Annotated in this window: 18 protein-coding genes; 1 reads left to right on the forward strand and 17 read right to left on the reverse strand. The window is 37.1% G+C overall.

What is annotated here, in order from left to right; translation table 11 throughout:
- Window positions 1-4: 4 nt before the first annotated feature.
- From MHH45_RS15170 to acpS, 6 genes are all read right to left on the reverse strand, one after another.
- Complete coding sequence (locus MHH45_RS15170; protein WP_016132240.1) at window positions 5-2,173, reverse strand: Tex family protein; 2,169 nt, start codon at window positions 2,171-2,173, stop codon at window positions 5-7.
- Between the two features lie 65 nt (window positions 2,174-2,238).
- Entirely contained in the window at window positions 2,239-2,589 is a 351-nt protein-coding gene (ndoA, locus tag MHH45_RS15175) for a type II toxin-antitoxin system endoribonuclease NdoA (RefSeq protein WP_003194532.1), read from the reverse strand.
- Window positions 2,590-2,593: 4 nt separating this feature from the next.
- Window positions 2,594-2,881: an antitoxin EndoAI gene (locus MHH45_RS15180; protein WP_000004571.1), complete on the reverse strand. Its 288-nt coding sequence runs from the start codon at window positions 2,879-2,881 to the stop codon at window positions 2,594-2,596.
- Window positions 2,882-3,129: 248 nt separating this feature from the next.
- On the reverse strand, window positions 3,130-4,296 hold the full coding sequence (alr, locus tag MHH45_RS15185; protein WP_016117036.1) for an alanine racemase: 1,167 nt from the start codon (window positions 4,294-4,296) through the stop codon (window positions 3,130-3,132).
- A gap of 265 nt (window positions 4,297-4,561) precedes the next feature.
- On the reverse strand, window positions 4,562-5,509 hold the full coding sequence (locus MHH45_RS15190; protein ID WP_033671682.1) for a LolA family protein: 948 nt from the start codon (window positions 5,507-5,509) through the stop codon (window positions 4,562-4,564).
- 156 nt (window positions 5,510-5,665) lie between these two features.
- The gene (gene acpS / locus MHH45_RS15195) at window positions 5,666-6,025 is read right to left on the reverse strand and encodes a holo-ACP synthase (RefSeq protein ID WP_016117034.1); all 360 of its coding nucleotides are present in this window, start codon (window positions 6,023-6,025) and stop codon (window positions 5,666-5,668) included.
- A 92-nt stretch (window positions 6,026-6,117) separates the two neighbouring features.
- Here acpS and MHH45_RS15200 point away from each other — a divergent pair, with 92 nt between their 5' ends.
- On the forward strand, window positions 6,118-6,678 hold the full coding sequence (locus MHH45_RS15200) for a rhomboid family intramembrane serine protease (RefSeq protein WP_016132236.1): 561 nt from the start codon (window positions 6,118-6,120) through the stop codon (window positions 6,676-6,678).
- A gap of 3 nt (window positions 6,679-6,681) precedes the next feature.
- On the opposite strand, the gene uvsE is transcribed toward MHH45_RS15200, so the two are convergent.
- The 11 genes from uvsE to MHH45_RS15255 all read right to left on the reverse strand — a co-directional run bounded on the left by uvsE (window position 6,682) and on the right by MHH45_RS15255 (window position 19,661).
- On the reverse strand, window positions 6,682-7,644 hold the full coding sequence (gene uvsE / locus MHH45_RS15205) for a UV DNA damage repair endonuclease UvsE (protein WP_088094341.1): 963 nt from the start codon (window positions 7,642-7,644) through the stop codon (window positions 6,682-6,684).
- A gap of 89 nt (window positions 7,645-7,733) precedes the next feature.
- The gene (locus MHH45_RS15210) at window positions 7,734-9,290 is read right to left on the reverse strand and encodes a DEAD/DEAH box helicase (protein WP_016117031.1); all 1,557 of its coding nucleotides are present in this window, start codon (window positions 9,288-9,290) and stop codon (window positions 7,734-7,736) included.
- A 306-nt stretch (window positions 9,291-9,596) separates the two neighbouring features.
- On the reverse strand, window positions 9,597-10,973 hold the full coding sequence (locus MHH45_RS15215) for a UDP-N-acetylmuramoyl-tripeptide--D-alanyl-D-alanine ligase (protein ID WP_088094340.1): 1,377 nt from the start codon (window positions 10,971-10,973) through the stop codon (window positions 9,597-9,599).
- 61 nt (window positions 10,974-11,034) lie between these two features.
- Entirely contained in the window at window positions 11,035-12,120 is a 1,086-nt protein-coding gene (locus MHH45_RS15220; protein WP_016117029.1) for a D-alanine--D-alanine ligase, read from the reverse strand.
- 449 nt (window positions 12,121-12,569) lie between these two features.
- Window positions 12,570-13,844 carry an MDR family MFS transporter gene (locus MHH45_RS15225; protein WP_016117028.1) on the reverse strand — a complete coding sequence of 425 codons (1,275 nt, stop codon included), beginning with the start codon at window positions 13,842-13,844 and terminating at the stop codon, window positions 12,570-12,572.
- 108 nt (window positions 13,845-13,952) lie between these two features.
- Window positions 13,953-15,368: an amino acid permease gene (locus MHH45_RS15230; RefSeq protein WP_016117027.1), complete on the reverse strand. Its 1,416-nt coding sequence runs from the start codon at window positions 15,366-15,368 to the stop codon at window positions 13,953-13,955.
- A gap of 378 nt (window positions 15,369-15,746) precedes the next feature.
- A complete protein-coding gene (locus MHH45_RS15235) occupies window positions 15,747-16,916 on the reverse strand; it encodes a homogentisate 1,2-dioxygenase (RefSeq protein WP_033671677.1) in 1,170 nt (389 codons plus the stop codon).
- Window positions 16,882-17,838: a fumarylacetoacetate hydrolase family protein gene (locus MHH45_RS15240; RefSeq protein ID WP_016117025.1), complete on the reverse strand. Its 957-nt coding sequence runs from the start codon at window positions 17,836-17,838 to the stop codon at window positions 16,882-16,884. The genes MHH45_RS15235 and MHH45_RS15240 overlap by 35 nt, the downstream gene beginning before the upstream one ends.
- Before the next feature lie 77 nt (window positions 17,839-17,915).
- The gene (gene hppD, locus MHH45_RS15245; RefSeq protein ID WP_016117024.1) at window positions 17,916-19,034 is read right to left on the reverse strand and encodes a 4-hydroxyphenylpyruvate dioxygenase; all 1,119 of its coding nucleotides are present in this window, start codon (window positions 19,032-19,034) and stop codon (window positions 17,916-17,918) included.
- 336 nt (window positions 19,035-19,370) lie between these two features.
- A complete protein-coding gene (locus tag MHH45_RS15250; protein WP_016117023.1) occupies window positions 19,371-19,481 on the reverse strand; it encodes a DUF3948 family protein in 111 nt (36 codons plus the stop codon).
- 69 nt (window positions 19,482-19,550) lie between these two features.
- On the reverse strand, window positions 19,551-19,661 hold the full coding sequence (locus MHH45_RS15255) for a DUF3948 family protein (RefSeq protein WP_016117022.1): 111 nt from the start codon (window positions 19,659-19,661) through the stop codon (window positions 19,551-19,553).
- Window positions 19,662-19,725: the final 64 nt, after the last annotated feature.

Genomic DNA, 19,725 nt, shown 5'->3' on the forward strand with positions numbered 1-19,725 from the left:
ATTATTATTCAATAGGTAACATTGATAAGGCAACGCGCCCTTTTTTCATATCAACATCATCTACCCAGACCTTTACAATTTGCCCGACAGACACCACATCTAACGGATGCTTCACAAACTGTTTGCTAAGTTTAGAAATATGTACTAAACCATCTTGTTTCACACCAATATCGACAAACGCACCAAAGTCAACAACATTTCGAACAGTTCCTTCTAACTCCATGCCACGCTTTAAATCTTCTAATTTGAGAATTCCCTTTTTCAAAAGTGGTTTTGGTAATTCATCACGCAGATCTCGTTCCGGACTAATTAAAGCATCTATAATATCAATTAATGTCGGCTCACCGATATTTATCTCTTGAGATAATTTAGAGAGCTCTACTCCTTCTAAACACTTTTGTAAGTGCGGTTGTCCTACATCATCAATTGATAACCCTAAGCTTTTTAATAGTAATTCAACATTTTTATACTGCTCTGGATGAATACTTGTTCTATCAAGTGGATTTTCCCCTTCTAGTATACGTAAGAAACCAATACATTGTTCATACGTTTTGGCACCTAAACGTGGTATTTTCTTCAACTCTGTACGCTTTGTAAATTTCCCGTCTTCTTCACGTTTGTTTACAATATTTTTCGCAACTGTTTTTGATAATCCGGAAACGTATTGCAATAGCGCTACAGAAGCTGTATTCACATTCACCCCTACTTGGTTAACGGCTGTTTCCACGACAAATGTTAATGATTCATTTAATCTTTTTTGTGATACATCATGTTGATATTGTCCTACCCCAACTGATTTCGGATCAATTTTCACAAGTTCGGCAAGCGGATCTTGCAGACGTCTTCCAATCGAAACGGCACTTCTTTCTTCAACTTGTAGATTTGAAAATTCTTCACGAGCCAAATCAGAAGCTGAATATACACTAGCGCCTGCTTCATTAACAATAATATAAAATACATCTCGCATTACTAATTGTAAGACATCTACTATAAACTCTTCCGTTTCCCTAGAAGCTGTACCATTTCCAATCGCAATCATCTGAACCTGATATTTTTCTATAATAGAAACAACTTTTGTTTTTGCATCTTCATATTTCCGAACAGGTGGGTGCGGATAAATGACATCAATATGCAGAACTTTCCCTGTATCATCTACTACCGCTAACTTACATCCTGTTCGATATGCAGGATCTACTGCTAATACCACTTTCCCTTTCATCGGTGGCTGTAACAGTAAATTACGTAAATTCTCAGAGAAAATATGAATCGCTTGTTCTTCCGCTGTTTCAGTTAATTCTTTTCGAATTTCCCTTTCAATTGATGGCTGAATTAATCTTTTATATCCATCTTCAATCGCTAACTGTACATACGCTGCACTTTTGGAAGAAACATCATGAATCACTTTTTTATGTAAAAAACGAACAATCTCTTCTGTTGGTGGGACAACAGAAACTTTTAGAACTTCTTCTTTTTCACCACGATTCATGGCTAATACACGATGAGGTACAACCTTCTGCAGTGGCTCTTCATAACTGTAATACATCTCATATATATTTTTTTCATCTTTTTCTTCATCTTTTACAGAAGACGCAATCATTCCTTTTCTAAAGGTAACATTTCGAATCCAGCTGCGGTACGCCGCATCATCGGATACAAGTTCTGCAATAATATCTTGTGCACCTTGCAATGCTTCTTGGGCAGATTGTACTTCTTTCTCGGCATTAACAAATTCCTTTGCCTTATCTTTCGGGTCTTCTTTCGTAAACAGGATTAACCACTCAGCTAACGGCTCTAGTCCCTTGTCTTTCGCGATCGTCGCTTTCGTTCTTCTTTTTTCTTTATAAGGACGGTACAAATCCTCTACTTCCTGTAGCTTTGTTGCAGATACAATATGATGGCGTAGCTCTTCTGTTAATTTTCCCTTTTCGTTAATCAGACGAAGAACTTCTTCTTTCCGATCTTCAAGTTGCATCATATATTGCCATCTTTCTAAGATTGCACGAATTTGCACTTCATCTAAAGAGCCTGTCCATTCCTTTCGGTAACGAGCAATAAATGGAACTGTGTTACCTTCTTCTGTTAATTGAATAACATGACGAACTTGCTTTTCTGTAAAGCCTAATTCTTTCACTAACATTTTCATTAACGCTTGTCGATTATCTACCATTTCCATATACAACCGTAACCTCCTCTAATAAAAAAAGTTGCCCCTAAAAGAGAGCAACTTAAACTGCCGATTTAAAAATCTATTAGTCCTAAACTAATTTGTAAAGCTTCGTCTACACGACTCATCATCATCTCATCTAAATGAGTGATTTTGTCCGTTAAGCGTTGCTTATCGATTGTTCGAATCTGCTCGAGCAAGATAACAGAATCTCTCTCAAATCCGTACTTTTTTGCATCAATTTCCACATGTGTGGGCAATTTTGCTTTCTGAATCTGTGCAGTAATAGCCGCTACAATCACAGTCGGACTAAAACGATTTCCGATGTCATTTTGAATGACAAGAACCGGACGAACGCCTCCTTGCTCAGAACCAACAACTGGGGAAAGGTCTGCAAAATACACGTCGCCGCGTTTTACAATCAAAATATTACCCCCCGCTAACTAAGCGTTCTACTGTATGAGCTGCTTCATACTCTGCTAAGAAAGCTTCAGATGCAATACCAAGATTAATTTTTCCCATTTCAATATACCCACGTCGCATTGATTCATGTTGGTAGCGTTTCTTCGTCTTATGTTGACGCAATAACAGTTGTGTTGCCTGGCAAATTAGTTCATGGCGATTCTTATTCTCTTGTTTTCCAATTCCGTCCAATTCCGTTACCACTTGCTTTGGCAACCGAACCACGATTTCAGTAGTTACACTTGATTCGGACACAAAAATACACCTCCACCGTCAACTACACACCCAAATATATATGACACCTATTGTAATAATACCATTGTATGGAGCCTGTTGCAAAGACTTCCTTATTCCTTGTTTATGTTTTCCAATTCACAAACAAAACATTCACTCTCATTTACTTTTTATCTCTTTTTAACAAGAAGTGAAGGGGAATTTCCACGAACAGGAGCCCCCATCATTATTGATAACTAGCAAGTAGGGACTATCACAAAGATGTTTGCTTATATATCATTTAAATAGTTTATTACTTTTACCACTTCCCCATGTCGTATGAATACACGTGGAACACGAAAACTAATTGTCGCGATAATCTCATAATTAATGGTATTTGAATACTCGGCAACCTCAGTTGCACTAATGTACTCATCACCTTGCTGTCCAATCAGGGTAACCTTTGTTCCAAGTGGTACTTCACAGGGAAGATGCAACATACATTGATCCATTGTAATCCGACCTACAATAGGAACTCTTTTCCCCTGAACGAGCACTTCAAATCTCTGTAGTCGTCTAAGCCAACCATCTGCATATCCAATCGGTACTGTCGCAATCCACTCTTCTGTCTTCGTACGATATGTGACATTATAGCTAATCCTATCACCTTTAATGACTTGTTTAATATGTGCGACTGTTGTATGAAATGAAAGAGCAGGTTCTAATTTAATTGGTAAATAAGGGCGTATTTCTACAGAAGGTGATAACCCATACATTGCAATTCCAATTCGAACTGCATTAAATGTAATTCCAGCAAATCGCATAGTAGCTGCACTATTTGCCGTATGAATAAATGTTGGATTCACCCCGAATGCTTTCAACCAACTAAGTTGCTCTAAAAAAGTGTTATACTGCTTATCAAAGTAAGATGTCTCTACTTCATCTGCTGTTGCAAAATGCGTATATACCCCTTCCAACTCCAAAAAGGGGGCATCTTCTAAGCTTCGTAAGAACTCTTTTAACTCTTTACGTTCACGAATCCCAATTCTACCCATACCACTATCGAAGTTAATATGAAACTTCATCGAGAACGGGCTATCCCAAATTTCTACTGCTTCTTCAACCCATTCCTTTTGAAAAACAGTTAGTGCTACATCATTCTCAGCAGCTACATTCACATCACGTGGCGGTGAAGGACCTATTACTAAGATTGGTGCAGTAATCCCAGCACGCCTAAGTACTAGTGCCTCATCTAAAAAAGCAACTGCTAATCTTGTTGCTCCTGCTTCTAATGCTGTTCTCGCTACTAGAACATAGTCATGTCCATATGCGTTCGCTTTCACTACAGCAAAAATCTCGACACTTTCCGGAATGATTTCTTTAATGTGCGTTACATTATTGTAAATTGCATCCAAATTTACTTCTACCCACGTATCACGGTAAAACGATGATTCCATAAAAACACTTCCTTATATACGATATGCGAAGCTCATTCTTTTATATTCGTCTTTTTATGAAATCCATTCCTCAAGACAAGAAAAAACGTGGTGCATACACATCACCACGCCTTAAAAGTTTATCCCGCTATTCACGGGCATTAAAACCCCACCCTCAAGATTTAGAGAAAAACAAGGAAAATAGATGGGGAGTAACTGCCTGTAAAATCCTGATTTGTGATGACTTTCCATCAATTTCGAATCCCACACTGGTAGAGTTTCCACTTTATTTCACCTGCTTTTCTGCAACAGAACGAGCTACCATTAACAGCTCATCTGATTTTAAACCTTTAGACACGAGCATATATTCCACTCCGTTATGCGACCATGTTAATGAGTCTTTCGCTAGAGCACCAATTGTAAAGCCAAGATCGACTAACTCTCCACTTACACTTATTGACGCTGAAGCTTCAGCAACCTTCGCTTTTTCTTGTATCAATGTAAAGGATTTCTTATTTCCAGTGTATGTGAGTATCGCACGCTTGCCACCGTCTGTCTTTAACTCTTTTTCTTCATTTAAAACCATCCCTTGCGGAGTATCACGTGGATATAAAATAGCAAATGGCTTATCTTCTTTCGCTGTTGTTTGCACATCCACTTGCGCCCTGGACATATTTTGTTTCGTATCAAATGCCCCCTTATCAAACTTTGTATCAAACTTTACTTTTGAAAAATCTACTTTCACAAGAACATTTTGATCATTATCCATCAATTTTACCGAAACAGGCGCTAAATCACTTTTATTAAATTTAATCTCTTGCTTCGGCAGCATATTTTGATGGTGATAATTCGTTTTTGTTTTAAACACATAATATTTATCCGTTTTCTCAAATGAAAGATTCTTATCATTTAAAATATCTCTTACAAGTGACTCATACAAATAAGCTTGGCTGCTATTTTGCGGCCAGTCGCTTTGAAATCGAAAACTTTTATTAAGAGCTGGTGTTAATACAAAAACACCCTCATTATTTCGTAAAATAATTTGACTTTGATCCTTTTTCGTATTTTTTAAATTCACACGATAATAAGAAGGTTCTTTGTGCCAAACTTCCACGTTATACTCTTGTGGTTCATTCCCCGTTTTAATAGATAACTTTGCTTCAGCTTGATAACTCTTCATACCCTTAACCTTCGCTTCTAAATCTCGCACGACGTCTTCCTGTTTCTTTTCCATACAACCCGCTAACACGAAAACGGTCAATAAACCGACAATAACTAAAAATAGCCGCCTTTTCATCATTTCAGCCCCTTTGCCCCTATAAATGAATGGAAGATATTTCTTCCTTATCGCTAAATCAAATATATGAGACAAAGATGTAAAATATGCAGACTAGCGTGCCGAGCTTTCTAAAACAACCTGTGCCACTGCAAATTCTCTACTATGACTGATTGATAGATGAACAATCTGCTCTGTATTTGCAATAAGAACTGGCTTACCTCTATCATCATTTTTTATTTCAATATCCAAAAAACTCACTTCTTTTCCAATACCAGTTCCAAGAGCTTTAGAATACGCTTCTTTCGCTGCAAATCTTCCCGCTACAAATTCTACAAGACGATTCCCTTTTAATTTAGAAGCAACACTACGTTCCTCCTCAGTTAAAATACGCTCCATAAATTTAAGCTTTCCATCTAGCATTTTTTCAATTCGATTTAGTTCGATAATATCAATTCCGATCCCTATAATCATTTCAAAATTCCCCTTCTTCTATTTGTCTTCCTTCATTCATATTGTAAGAATAACAGAGAATCTTTCTGATGCAAAAGGAGTGAAAATATAAAATGCCAATACCCTATATGCGAACCACCTTACAACCCGTCATTCTCTCTTTACTTTTCTTGCAACTAATCATGATGATAATAGGAGATCTTTTCTTCCCTACTTTAGCTGCTTACAATGAATGTATTTCTAAGGGAGAATGGTGGCGATTTATAACTTCTCTATTTATACATGTAGACTTTCAGCACTTTCTTTCCAATAGCATTTGTCTATTTCTTCTCGGTCAATCTATCGAAAAACAACTAGGGAGTATTCGATTCCCTATTTTATTTTTTACTGCTGGCATTAGCGGCAATATTTTCTCTTATATTATTATGCCCATCGGGTATGTTCATGCCGGCGCATCAGGTGGAATTTTCGGATTACTCGGTGCACAGCTTTTTCTTTTATATAGTCGCTATCGGTCTTCTCAACCAAAAGAATTAATTTTCTTTTCTTCAATTATATTACTATTACTTCTTTTCACATTCTTCAATCCGTCCGCTAATCCTATTAGCCATTTAACCGGACTACTAATTGGTGGTATTTGTACTCCATTTTTAGCAAAAAAAACGATGGTGTAGAGCTTATTTAATATAAAAGCTCCCGCCATCAATCATTTCCACCTCTGATTTTGTACCAAGATCTCGTATTAATTGAAATAAAGATTCATCCTTCTTTTTCGCTTCAATCATACAATCAATTTGCGAAACGCTACCTTTGATTTTCTGTAAAAAGGATAGAAAGGTATCTGCATTAATAAAGTCTGCGTGCGCTCGAGGATCATTGCCTTCTCTCGGGCTGGAAATATGCATTTTGATTGGTAATAAAGATGTTTTCCAAGTATTTACTACACGGTCCCAATCTTCATACCAATCTTCTTCATCGTTATTCATCATATGATGATGCAGGTCAAACACGACTGGAACTGCCAATTTTTCACCTAAATATAGTGTTTCTTTTAATGAAAAGGTCGTATCATCATTTTCTAACATAATCATTTCTTGAATACTTGCAGGAACATTTGACCAATTTTCAATGAAACGTTCTAACGCAAGTTCTTTATCATCATATCCACCACCAACATGTAACACAGAGCGATGACTCCGCTGTATGCCCATTCCTTTCAATAATTTCCGATGCATTTGAAGCGTCTTTATTGATTGTTTTACAATATTTTCTTGCGGTGAATTTAGCACAACAAAGTGATCAGGATGAAAATCGATCCTCATCTTCATCCGATGCGCATACTCACCCACTTCTTTTAATTTCTCTTTTAAAGGACGAATGTAATTCCAACCCAACAATTCTTCATGGTTTGCTAGAGGAATTAACTTTGAACTAAGCCGAAAAAATGCTATATCATGTCCCTTATTATGCTTTAATAACCGTAAACAATTTTCTAAATTAGAATTAGAAATTCTTTCAAGTTTATGAATCGCCGCCTCTCGATCTTTAATACGTTGAAATTGTGCATATGTCATCGTTTGAGATGGAGATGCATTGTTTAAGTGTACACTCATCGCTACATAGCCAAGTCTTACAAGCATAAAGTCCCTCTTTTCTATACAACTTACTTGTAGTATGCACAATTACACAAATAAAAAAGAGGATGACCTTTTGGTCATCCTCTTTTTTATTAAGCTTGTGGCTTACGGCTATGATGTTTTCTTTCGCCGCGTCCATTTGAAGATCCTGGGCGCCCCTGACCTTCACCTTTACGACCACGGTTACGATTACCATCACGGTTACCGTCACGATTGCGACCATCACGGTTGCGATCGCGATTACGACCATCTCCACCACGTCCATCGCGACTACGGTTACCATCACGGTATCCATTTCCGTTACCACCGCGCTTTTTAGAACCTCTTGAAACAACTGGTGGCTCTGATGTTAAAGCAATCGGTGTTGTATCTGGCTCTTTTGTCATCATTTTTAAAGCAGCTGCTACAACAGTTACAGAATCATTTTCTTCTAACATTTCTTCTGCAATACGTTTGTAGTATGATAAGTTATCACTTTCAATTGTGCTTTGAAGTTTTTCTGCGATTAAACGTTGTTGACCTTCTAATGCTTCGTCAAGTGTCGGTGCATTCATACGGTCTATTTTACGTTTTGTTGTATGTTCGATATTTTTTAATTGTCCTGATTCACGTGGCGTTACAAATAGCATTGCAATACCTTTTTTACCAGCACGGCCAGTACGACCAATACGGTGAACATATGATTCTGGATCTTGTGGGATATCGAAGTTATATACGTGTGTTACACCTGAAATATCAAGACCACGCGCCGCAACGTCTGTTGCAACAAGAACTTCAATAGAACCTTCTTTAAATTTACGCAATACAGACATACGTTTCGCTTGTGTTAAATCACCATGAATACCTTCTGCTGCATAACCGCGTAAGTTTAAAGCTTCTGATAACTCATCCACACGACGCTTTGTGCGACCAAATACAATCGCAAGCTCTGGAGATTGAATATCTAATAAACGTGTTAACACGTCAAACTTTTTCTTTTCTTGCACTTCTAAATAGAACTGCTGAATGTTTGGCATTGTTACTTCTTTTGCTTTTACTTTAATGTGTTGAGGCTCAGTCATGAAACGCTCAGCAATACGACGGATTGGGTCTGGCATTGTTGCTGAGAATAATAATGTTTGATGTGTTTCTGGCACATCTGTTAAAATTGCTTCAATATCTTCAATGAAGCCCATGTTTAACATTTCATCTGCTTCGTCAAGAACAACAGTTTCTACGTTTTGTAGACGAAGTGTTTTACGGTTAATATGATCTAAAATACGACCCGGCGTACCAACAATAATGTGTGGGTGTTTTTTTAGAGCACGAATTTGGCGGTTAATATCTTGGCCACCATAGATTGGTAAAATACGAACACGTTTATGTTTACCAATTTTGTAAAGTTCTTCTCCAACTTGGATTGCTAATTCACGCGTTGGTGCGATAACAATACCTTGAACTGATTCTTTATGTGTATCCACTTTATCTAATAGTGGTAATCCAAATGCTGCCGTTTTCCCTGTACCTGTTTGTGCTTGCCCAATAATGTCTTTACCTTGCAATGCATGTGGAATTGTTTCAGCTTGAATTGGCGTAGCCTCTTCAAAGCCCATACTTTCAACAGATTGTAGTAAAGAATCACTTAATCCTAATTCTCGAAATGTTGTCAATGTTACTTCTCCTTTTCTATCCTATACTTATCATTTAAAAAAAGGCGTTTTCCGAATTTGCGGAAAAGCCCTTTTCCTGAATGCTCACGTATATAAACGGGCGTATATTCTTCGCGAAAATACTTCTAAACGTTATTACACTTTATCAATTATAAGTTTTGTATGTGCAAAAAGCAAACCCAACTGTTACCTTATTTCATATAAAGAGCTTTTTTCTTCACTTTTATTTTTTTATTTTTTTACTGTAAGCGCTTATTAGCAGTTTCCACTATTTTTGTATCTATCATCCCTATTTACACGCACCAATTATTTCAACATCGTAATAACTTCTTCCAACTTCATTCCGCGAGATGCTTTTACTAATACAACGTCTTTCACATCAACGACTGCTTGTAAATTTTTCACAAGCTCTTCTTTATTGTCATATGCTTTTACACGTTCATTAGGGAAGTTAATTTTTGCTCCTTCAGCAATTTGCGCCCCAAGCCTACCGTACGTAAATACATAGGAGATTCGTGCAGGGTCAATTAACTTACCAACTTCATAATGAAATTGCACTTCTTGGTTTCCAAGCTCTAGCATATCACCAAGAACAACAATTTTTTTAGAAAATCCGTCTAAACCATTCATTAAATGAAAGGCAGCTTCCATAGCTGTTGGACTTGCATTATATGCGTCATTAATAATTGTTAACCCATTTTCTGTTTTCACAATTTCCATTCGCATACCTGTCATTTGAAGTGTTACTAAACCTCGCTTCATTTCTTCCCACGTTACACCGAAGTATTTCGCAATCGCCATTGATGCAAGTGTATTATACACATTGTGCTTCCCAAGAACTGGAAGATAGAACGCAACATTCTCATCCTGATTCATCTTAAAGTACGTTCCTGTCGCCTGCAACGTTACAGATGTTGGATAATAATTATTCGCCCTTGCATCACCAAATGTAATTGTCTCCGCAGCTAGGTTCATGCTCGGAACACGATTTGTTAAAAGCGGTTCATCACCATTGTATACAAATACTCCACCATCCTGTAATCCTGTAACAATTTCAAGTTTCGCCTCAGCAATCGCATCGCGAGATCCTAAATCCAGCAAATGTGCTTCCCCAATATTTGTAATGATTGCAGCATTCGGGCGAGCTAACTTAGATAAAAATTCAATTTCACCTCGGCCCGACATTCCCATCTCTAATACCGCCATTTCTGTATTTTCTTCTAGGCTTAAAATAGTAAGCGGCAAACCGATATGGTTATTAAAGTTCCCCTCTGTTTTTTGAACCTTAAATTTGGTTGCAAGGAGGCTTGTCACAATATCTTTCGTAGACGTTTTACCGTTACTTCCTGTTACACCTATAACTTTTACATCTAACTGATCACGATAGCTCTTTGCTAATGTTTGCAGCGCTTCTAGTGTATCTTCTACAAAAATCACTGGTATATTCACAGGAGGATTTTTCACATTTTTTTTCCAAAGCGTAGCTACAGCTCCATTTTCAATTGCTTTTTCTACAAAAGAATGACCATCAAAGCGATCACCCTGAATCGGAATGTATAAGTTTCCTGTTGTAATTTTTCTTGTATCAATAGATACACCTTGTACAGTTTCATTAACGTATTTTTCCGCTAAACCTGCACCCATTACCATTTGCTCTACTTGTTTTAACGTTCGTTTCATCATACATACCACTCCTTACATAGAAGAAACACTATTCTCTTGAATAGTGCTTCCCCCTTTTTTGTTAGATTGTATATTTAATTTTTTGCTTTTCTTCGTGACGCTCAATTGCCAAACGAATCAATTCTTCAATTAACTTCGGATATGGCAAATCCGTGTGTTGCCATAGCAGCGGGAACATACTAAATGGCGTAAATCCTGGCATTGTATTTACTTCATTAATATATACTTCCCCATCTTTCGTTAAGAAGAAATCCGCTCTTGTTAATCCAGCACCATCTAAAGATTGGAATGCACGAATTGCATCTCTTTGAATCACCTTTGACTCTTCTTCTGTAATTTCAGCTGGAATAATTAATGCCGTATCGCCATCAATGTATTTTGATTTATAATCATAAAACTCTTTCTTCGGTACAATCTCACCGACAACAGAACATTTTGGCTCATCATTACCTAAAACGCCAACTTCCACTTCACGACCTACAATATTTTCTTCTACGATAATTTTGCGGTCAAATTGGAACGCTTCTTCAAATGCTTTTTCTAATTCTTCACGATCTTTACATTTATTGATACCAACACTTGACCCAAGGTTTGCTGGTTTGACAAAGCATGGGTAGCCTAATACTTCTTCTACCTTTTCATAAGCTGCTTGGCAATTTTTCTCCCATACACTGCGAATGAAAGATGCATACTTCGCTTGTTTCAATCCAGCTTCAGCAAAGATATTTTTCATAACAACTTTATCCATACCAGCAGCTGATGCTAATACACCGTTACCAACGTATGGAATATTCATTAACTCTAATAATCCTTGTACTGTTCCATCTTCACCATTCGGTCCATGTAACAGCGGGAAAATAACATCAATTGCCTCTTCTTGCTTAGAAGAAGAAGGTATAATTTCTGTACTTAATGATACTGGAGAAATTGCATTTTCCTCTCCATTCATTTGCAATGCTTGCACGCTCGTTACTTCACCTTCAATGCGTTCACCACGCATCCATTGGCCTTGCTCTGTAATATAAATTGGATGAATCTCGAATTTTTCTTGATTTAATGCTTTAATAGCAGCAAGAGCTGTTTGTAATGAAACTTGATGCTCTGCTGATTTCCCACCATATAATAAACCTAATTTAATTTTCGTCAATGAAATCACCCTAACCAATTGTTTTCATTTTTCTATTTTAGCACTTTTTATAAAAATAGGCAGTTCCTATTTGAAATAAAGTAAAACTTTTCTCAATAAGGGTCTTACCGCCTTCGAATAGCGCGATAAAATGAAACTTCCATAAAGTGAAACTTTAATCAGTGGGGATTTTCTTCATCCCCCACTGATTATTAGTTGAACGAATCGGGTTTTTACGGGCTATTACACACCCCACCTAACTTCTTTACTTTTGCTGAATTTTGAGGCGGGGGTCTTACTGCCCGCAAATAGTGGGATAAATGGCAGGACGGTTTCACCAATTACATTTTTACGAACAGCTATTGTAAATTCATATCCTTTTCTTGCACCAAATCTGTGTCATCCCCTGATCTAGTTATGTATCTAATATATATGAAGAAATGCTGTTTTTTGTGTATGTCACCTATTGATTAAGAAGATTGTTTCACCACATTTTCCCTTTGTCTTTGTTCTACAAGGTGATCTAAAGAAATATATACAAGACCGGCTATTACACACCCCACTCCTAAAATCGTAAACAATACATGCCCAAGCGATCGATCAAGTAGTAGTCCGCCAAGAAGCGGGCCGAACGCATTCCCTGTAATCCACTGCAAACTTGCCGCCCCCATATATGTTCCACGTAAATGCTCTGGTGCCAAATTTGCAACAAATGTCATTTGTACAGGAGACATAATCATTTCACCTAGCGTATATACCGCATAGACAACAAGTAATGTTATTAAAATAACCGTAGCCCCTGTTCCAAATTCACCAAACCACCTTGGAAGCCAACCGATGAATAACAGCCCGATTCCAAATAACCATGCCCCATATAACATCGTCTTTCCAACCGGTTTATCTGTTGCCCATTTTGAAATTTGGAATTGGAATAAGACAACTAACAAGCCGTTTAAAGCCATTAAATATGGATATGGGTTATTTTTCCCAAAGATTTCTTTCATTTCATTATCAAAATGAAGGGGGAGCATGCCTTCTGTTTGCGAGAAACCCATGGAAATAATAATACCAGTCAATAAATAAATCATAAGTACCTTATCTCTCAAAACAACTTTCCAAACAGATTCTGCTTCCTTTTTCGTATTCCCGTTCTCTTTCAATGCAGTTTTTGGCATCGTTTCTTGAATAAGCATTAACACAAGAAGTGCATAAAGCAGCATTGTAGAGGAAGCAATAATAAATACAAGGTTTTTCGAAAGTACAACTACAGAAGCACCCATAATCGGTCCGATTGCCGCGCCAATATTATGTCCCATTCGCAATAAACCGTATGCCTCCGTCCTCTTTTCAGGTGCTGTGACATCCGCTACCATCGCCGATGCTGCTGGATGAAATAATGAATTACTTAACCCTAAAAAAATAGACAAAATAGCATAAGGAATAAATCCTTCTATAAATAAAAAACCGAGCATCAACAATGCATTACTTGCCATCGAAAATATCATAATAGGTTTTCTACCATATATATCAGCAATTCGGCCACCTATAAGCGAACCAAAGCTTGCCGCAATAGGAGAAAGCGCCATAATAATCCCTACTTGTAATAAAGAATCTACTTTATCTTTTAAATACAATGCAAAAAATGGCATTAACATCATCATTGCAATTCCATTCAGTGTTTCTCCTATAAAACGAATCCACACATTACGGTCCATTGCTTGTAACTCACGCCACGTCTTTTTCATTTACAACACCCCTTTAATCAACCACTCCTTATCTTATATTAATTTTAGAAAAATGTAAATTTTCAAAATAAAAGATCCGTTCTATTCTATTTAGAACGGATCTTTTTCCTATAAATTCGCTACATTCTCCTCATCCTTTTTATTACTTAAAACACTATGCTTTCGACTATATAAGAAGTAAAACGCTATACCAATCACCATCCAAATGCCGAAACTCATCCATGCGGTTCCTGATAATTGAAGCATTAAATATACACAAAAGATAACCGTTAATGCAGGTAAAACTGGTACAAGTGGCACTTTAAAAACACGTGGTAAATCTGGGTGTGTTTTTCTCATTACGATAACCGCAACTGCTACAAGAGCAAATGCCGATAATGTTCCCATATTTACAAGGTGTGCTAATACATTTAAGTCGATAAGCCCCGAAATAAGTGCTGCGATAATTCCTGTCGTCCATGTATTTAAAAACGGTGTTTTAAATTTCGGATGAACTTTCGCAAGACGCTTCGGTAATAACCCATCGCGACTCATTGCATATGAAACACGAACCTGCCCATACATCATAACTAACATTACAGTTGTAATCCCTGTAATTGCTCCTACCGAAATAACACCTGCTAAACCATCTTGTCCAATAAACTGAAGTGCAAAAGCTACTGGATCAGAAATATTCAGCTGACCATAAGGTACAATTCCTGTCAAAATAAGTGAAACAACGATATAAAGAATCGTACAAATAAGTAATGATGCTATAATACCAATTGGTAAATCGCGTTGCGGACGTTTTACCTCCTCCGCTGCCGTTGATACAGCATCAAATCCAATGAATGCAAAGAATACCGTTGCAGCCCCAGCCATTACACCATCAAGACCAAATGGCATGAACGGCGTCCAATTTTCCGGCTTTACATAATTAAAACCAGCAAAGATAAAGAGTAATACAACTGCTAACTTAATAAAAACCATAATATTGTTTACGCGAGCACTTTCACGTACACCTCTAGATAAAAGGGCAGTCATAATTAAAATGATAATAACAGCTGGTAAATCGATAAGGCCACCCTTTCCTGTTCCAGGAGCAGAAGATAAAATGGTCGGAATATGAATCCCAAAACCTTTTAACAAGGATTGGAAATAAGCAGACCATCCATTGGCTACCGCAGATGTTGCTAATAAATATTCCAACATTAAATCCCATCCAATTAAAAATGCAAATACCTCTCCCATCGTTGCGTACGTATACGTGTAAACACTTCCCGAAACCGGAACAGAAGATGCAAATTCTGCATAACAGAATGCAGCAAAGGCACAAGCTAACGCAGCTATAGCAAATGATAAAATGATAGCTGGTCCAGAATGTTTCGCTGCCACAACACCCGTAAGAACAAAAATACCTGTCCCGACAATAGCTCCAATTCCAAGCATTGTTAAATCCAATGCTCCCAATGTTCTCGCTAATGTTTTCTGTTTACTTTCTTGCATTAGTTTTGCAATCGGCTTTTTTTGAAAAATTCGCTTCATAGCATGCACCTCTAAGTTTTAATTTTCTGAAAATTTTAATTATTTTTTATTTTACTCATAACGTGTTTTTTAGTCAACACTTTTGTCGAAATAAGCAGAAAAATATCTCATCAGCTAGCAGAATAAAATGCAATCCACACACAGTCATTTCCATTATTTAGCTTTAAAACTATATTAAATCGTAATTCCACATAAAAAGATAAATAATATACAAACAATACGTATAACTATATCCCTATATCTTTTTATAATTATTTTTGATATTCTATAAATTGTCGATTCCAACCAAAGAAAGAGGCATAATCATTTTATGAGCATGCCTCTTTCTTTTATCTCGCTATTTACGGGCAGTGAGCCTCCCTTGATGGAATTTTCACTTTATTTAGTATATGAACCTTCTTCAATCCAGCTATACATATACTTCTCATCTTCCGTTTCATGCGCTTGTTTCACAATACGGAGCGGACGGAACGTATCGATCATAACCGCTAATTCAATTGTTTCTTTTTTCCCTAAGCTTGCTTCTGTTTTCCCGGGATGCGGCCCATGTGGAATACCACTCGGATGGAGTGTAATTGAACCTTCTTCTACACCTTTTCTGCTCATAAAGTTCCCTTCTACATAATAAAGAACTTCATCACTATTTACGTTACTATGATAATACGGTGCTGGAATTGCTTCCGGATGATAATCATATAAACGCGGCACAAAAGAACAAATAACAAAGTTATGACCTTCAAAAGTTTGATGAACTGGCGGTGGCTGATGAATACGGCCTGTAATCGGTTCAAAATCTTCTACATTAAAGACCCAAGGATATAAATATCCATCCCATCCGACAACATCTAAAGGATGATGTCCCATAACATGTTTATGCATATAACCTCTCGACTTTGTCATGACAACAAACTCGCCTTTTTCATCATATGTCTCTAATTTTTCCGGCCCTCGAATGTCTCTTTCACAGAAAGGGCTATGTTCTAATAATTGACCATACTCATTACGATAACGACGCGGTGTTGTAATTTGGCTATTCGCTTCTACAACAAGAAACTTAGATTGTCCTTCATCTGGAATAACTCGGTAAATTGTTCCGATTGGAATCATTACATAATCACCTTTCCGGTAATGAATCGTTCCAAACATTGTCTCAATTTTCCCAGTTCCATAATGAACGAATAACATTTCATCTCCATCACCATTGCGATAAAAATAATCCATTTTTTCTGTCGGATTAACAACACCAATTAATAAATCTTCATTTCCTAATATAAAATTCCTCCCACTTACCGCATCTCCAGTTTTTCTATTCTCTTTCGTGCGAAAATGACGATGAGCAAGCGCCACATCTTCTTCATACTGTAACTGACAAGAATGCGCTAACGCAGCATGTCCTACTTCAGTTGGCATATAATGATGATACAAAATAGATTGTGTACCAGAGAAACCTTTCGTTCCCATCACCTGTTCACGATAAAGTGATCCATCTTCTTTACGAAATTGTACATGCCGTTTATGAGGAAGCTCCCCCATGTGACGATAATACATGCCCATCACCCGCTTTCGTTTCTTTTTTCACTGTGTTACGCAATGTACCTAGTCCAGTGATCGTAAGTTCTACAACGTCACCATCTTGTAACCACTTTTCTGTACCAAGTTCTAAAATACAACCAGTGCCAACCGTGCCAGAACCAATTACATCTCCTGGATATAACGTAACATCTTGCGAAGCACGTTCTATCATTTCTGCAAACGTATAGTAAATATCTCGGAAATTCCCTTTAGACAATAGCTCTCCGTTCACATGGGCAGTCATTTCTAAGTTATAACGTTCACCTGTGCGATAAACATCTAACTCCTCTTTTGTAACAAGATAAGCTCCTAATGAAGTAGCAAAGTCCTTTCCTTTTGCCGGACCAAGCCCTACTTTCATTTCCTCAGCTTGCAAATCTCTTGCGCTCCAGTCATTCATAATACAATAACCGAAAATATATTCTTCTGCTTGTTCACGCGAAATATTTCTTCCCTCTTTCCCAATAACACAAGCGATTTCTAACTCATAGTCAAGCTTTTGAGTTTGTTTCGGACAAGAAACTGTAACTTCTGGCCCGATGACAGCACGATGATTTGTAAAATAAAAAACCGGAATATCATACCACTCTGGAACAACATCTAATCCACGACGACCACGAGCCGTTTTAACATGTTGCTCAAATGCATAAAAGTCACGAACACTACCTGGGTTTGGGATGGCTGCACAAAGCTGCACATCTTCCAAAGCGTACATGCCACTTGTTGGTTTTCGAATACCATGGGCTATTTCTACATATTCATCTGCTTTCTCTAAAAAAGCAAGCATAGATGAAGGAAGAGTGCCATTACTTGCTATATTCATATCAATTACTTTGTCACCTTCCAGCCAACCAGCTCGCATCTCTCCTGAAGGAAGACGAAATGTAATCAATTTCATCAATTTTCCTCCTCACTATTTATACAAAATGAAACTTTAATCAGTGGGAGACACAGCCCCCACTGATAAGTAAATTTTTATAGATTTCCGCGTCGTTCTTGCTCTCTTTCAATTGATTCGAATAGAGCTTTAAAGTTTCCCTCTCCGAATCCTCGAGAACCTTTACGCTGAATAATTTCGATAAATAATGTTGGGCGATCTACAATTGGCTTTGTGAAAATTTGTAGCAAGTACCCTTCATCATCACGATCCACAAGAATCTTAAGCTCTTTTAGCTTATCAATTTCTTCATCGATTTTCCCAACGCGTGCTGTTAACTCTTCATAATACGTATCTGGTGTATCTAAAAATTCAACTCCGTTTGAACGAAGCGCTTCAACCGTTTTCACAATATCATTTGTCAACAATGCAAGATGCTGTACACCTGCACCGTTATAAAACTCTAAGTACTCTTGAATTTGTGATTTTCGCTTTCCATCTGCCGGTTCATTAATTGGAAACTTAATACGGCTTCCATTTGTCATAACTTTTGACATTAACGCGGAATACTCCGTGCTAATATCATCATCATCAAAATGAATCATTTGTTTAAAGCCCATAACGTTTTCGTAATAGCTAACCCACTCTTCCATTTTTTCAACGTTACCAACAACATGGTCTACAGCAACTAAGCCTGATTCGTCACTCGGAATATCAAAATCAATCTTCTCATAACCAGGCATAAATGTTCCTTTATAATTTTTACGCTCTACTAGCGTATGGATTGTGTCGCCATACGTACCGATTACTGCTTTTTTTAATGTTCCTTGTTCATCTGTTAACTCTTCAGGTGGAGCAATCGCAACCGCACCTCGTTTTACAGCCTCTGAGTATGCTTTCTCAACATCATCAACAAGTAAAGCTACGTCTTTCACTCCGTCACCATGGATCTTTACAAATTCTGCAATACGGCTATCACTATTTAAAGTCCCAGACACAACAAAACGCATGTTTTTTTGCACGAGAACATAAGATACTTTTTCACGATTCCCTGTTTCTAATCCCGAATAGGCAACAATTTTAAATCCAAACGCTCTTGCAAGGTAATAACTTGATTGCTTTGCATTTCCTACATAAAATTCTAAATGATCGACATCACGTACCGGAAAGAAATCCTCCATTTGTGCAGCTAACGTATCCATAGATTTTTGTTTCATAAATTCCTCATCCCCCTGTAAATAAATTGAATGTTACATACTTAGAACCATCCGAAAACGCTTCCATCTACCAATAAAAAAATTAGTTAGCAAGCTAACAAATTTCTGACTTTTAAAGTTTTCTATCTTTTCTGTCAAATACCTCTTTTTTTCTCCCATATAAAATTCGACTTTTTTCTATTTAAAACAACATAATCAAAGCTGGTAGTATGTCTCTTTGTTACCTCAAAAATAAAAAGACCCTAACATATTAAATATCTATAATACGTTAGGGCCTTTATTTTTTTAGGATAATTGTCTTAATAAGATATAGGTAATTCTGTTTCTCTATATTCATTATACTAATACATTTGTAAGGAATACAATGAGCGCTGTTAATACTGCTGCTCCACTCGCCGATACTAATAAATCCATTTTTGTTACTTGTAATACTTCTTTGTTTTCCATATTCCCCATTCTCCTTTCAGCTTTATTTTGCAATCTTCATTCTGCTCTATTACTTGTACAAAACTTCTATTATACTAAAACACTTGAAAGAAATACGATTAATGCTGTTAATACTGTTGCTGCTCCTGCTGATCCTAATAAGTCCATTTTTGTTAGTTGTAATACTTCTTTGTTTTCCATGTTTCCCATTCTCCCTTCAATTCATAACTTTATTTTTATTTGGTACTGTCCGTTCTACTGCTTG

The organism is Bacillus sp. FSL K6-0042 (assembly GCF_038006685.1).
GTDB classification, from domain to species: Bacteria; Bacillota; Bacilli; order Bacillales; family Bacillaceae_G; genus Bacillus_A; species Bacillus_A pseudomycoides.

Excerpts from the sequence above, each read along its gene's own strand:
- MHH45_RS15170 (WP_016132240.1), bottom strand. The coding sequence starts at position 2,173 with ATGGAAATGGTAGATAATCGACAAGCGTTAATGAAAATGTTAGTGAAA.
- alr (WP_016117036.1), bottom strand. The coding sequence starts at position 4,296 with ATGGAATCATCGTTTTACCGTGATACGTGGGTAGAAGTAAATTTGGAT.
- MHH45_RS15190 (WP_033671682.1), bottom strand. The coding sequence starts at position 5,509 with ATGGAAAAGAAACAGGAAGACGTCGTGCGAGATTTAGAAGCGAAGGTT.
- acpS (WP_016117034.1), bottom strand. The coding sequence starts at position 6,025 with ATGATTATAGGGATCGGAATTGATATTATCGAACTAAATCGAATTGAA.
- MHH45_RS15200 (WP_016132236.1), top strand. The coding sequence starts at position 6,118 with ATGCCAATACCCTATATGCGAACCACCTTACAACCCGTCATTCTCTCT.
- uvsE (WP_088094341.1), bottom strand. The coding sequence starts at position 7,644 with ATGCTTGTAAGACTTGGCTATGTAGCGATGAGTGTACACTTAAACAAT.
- MHH45_RS15215 (WP_088094340.1), bottom strand. The coding sequence starts at position 10,973 with ATGATGAAACGAACGTTAAAACAAGTAGAGCAAATGGTAATGGGTGCA.
- MHH45_RS15225 (WP_016117028.1), bottom strand. The coding sequence starts at position 13,844 with ATGAAAAAGACGTGGCGTGAGTTACAAGCAATGGACCGTAATGTGTGG.
- MHH45_RS15230 (WP_016117027.1), bottom strand. The coding sequence starts at position 15,368 with ATGAAGCGAATTTTTCAAAAAAAGCCGATTGCAAAACTAATGCAAGAA.
- MHH45_RS15235 (WP_033671677.1), bottom strand. The coding sequence starts at position 16,916 with ATGTATTATCGTCACATGGGGGAGCTTCCTCATAAACGGCATGTACAA.
- MHH45_RS15240 (WP_016117025.1), bottom strand. The coding sequence starts at position 17,838 with ATGAAATTGATTACATTTCGTCTTCCTTCAGGAGAGATGCGAGCTGGT.
- hppD (WP_016117024.1), bottom strand. The coding sequence starts at position 19,034 with ATGAAACAAAAATCTATGGATACGTTAGCTGCACAAATGGAGGATTTC.
- MHH45_RS15250 (WP_016117023.1), bottom strand. The coding sequence starts at position 19,481 with ATGGAAAACAAAGAAGTATTACAAGTAACAAAAATGGATTTATTAGTA.
- MHH45_RS15255 (WP_016117022.1), bottom strand. The coding sequence starts at position 19,661 with ATGGAAAACAAAGAAGTATTACAACTAACAAAAATGGACTTATTAGGA.